The sequence below is a fragment of the Thiohalorhabdus sp. Cl-TMA genome (assembly GCF_041821045.1).
Classification (GTDB): domain Bacteria; phylum Pseudomonadota; class Gammaproteobacteria; order Thiohalorhabdales; family Thiohalorhabdaceae; genus Thiohalorhabdus; species Thiohalorhabdus methylotropha.
In genome coordinates this window covers 1-802 of the sequence record NZ_JBGUAW010000041.1, presented here as the reverse complement: position 1 = coordinate 802, position 802 = coordinate 1, and the positions used below count along the sequence as shown (strand labels likewise).

General features: G+C 58.7%; 1 protein-coding gene. It reads left to right on the top strand.

From position 1 onward, the window contains the following. Positions 1–36: 36 nt before the first annotated feature. A protein-coding gene (locus ACERLL_RS17775) for an IS5 family transposase (protein ID WP_373657435.1) occupies positions 37–802 on the top strand; the annotation gives its coding sequence in 2 pieces (ribosomal slippage) (positions 37–352 and positions 352–802; 767 coding nt annotated over the 2 pieces). This gene is flagged as partial in the annotation.

Genomic DNA, 802 nt, shown 5'->3' with positions numbered 1-802 from the left:
CTAGGGCCTGTTAACGCTATTTGATATACTGTGCTAATGGAAATCACCCAAGCACAGTACGAACAGATTGAAGACCTGTTCCCTCGCCAACGCGGGAATGTGAAACTTTCCAACCTCGATGTGCTCAACGCCATTTTGTATGTGGCGGAGCACGGGTGTAAGTGGCGCGGCCTGCCCAAACGGTTCGGGAACTGGCATACCATCTATACCCGGATGAATCGCTGGGCCAAAAGTGGGGTTCTGGACCACGTCTTCGCCGAGCTGCAGCGCCAGCAGATCATCCGTGTGCGGGTCGAGGCGGTATCGCTGGACTCCACCTTGATCCCGGTCCATCCCGATGGCACCGGTGCGTTAAAAAAAACGGCCCTCAAGCCATCGGCAAGTCCCGCGGAGGGTGGACCACCAAGCTTCATCTGGTTGCCGCGGATGCCCGATACGCCGTGACCTTCGCCCTGTCGCCGGGCCAGGCTGGTGATGCCCCCGAAGGCCGCGAACTGCTGAGCGAACACCGCCTTGAGGCCGAGTACCTGATCATGGACAAGGCCTATGAAGGGGACGAAACCCGGCAGCTGGTTATGGACCTGGGGATGACGCCTGTGGTCCCGCCCAAAGCCAACCGCCGCGCCCCTTGGTCCTTCGACCGGACGTTGTATAAAAAGCGCAACGAGGTGGAGCGCTTGTTTCGCCGCCTGAAAGGCTTCCGCCGCATCTTCGCCCGCTTCGACAAGCTGGATGTGGTGTTCACCTTCTTCATCCACTTCGCCCTGATTATCGAGGCCTTATTAAGCGTTAACAGGCCCTA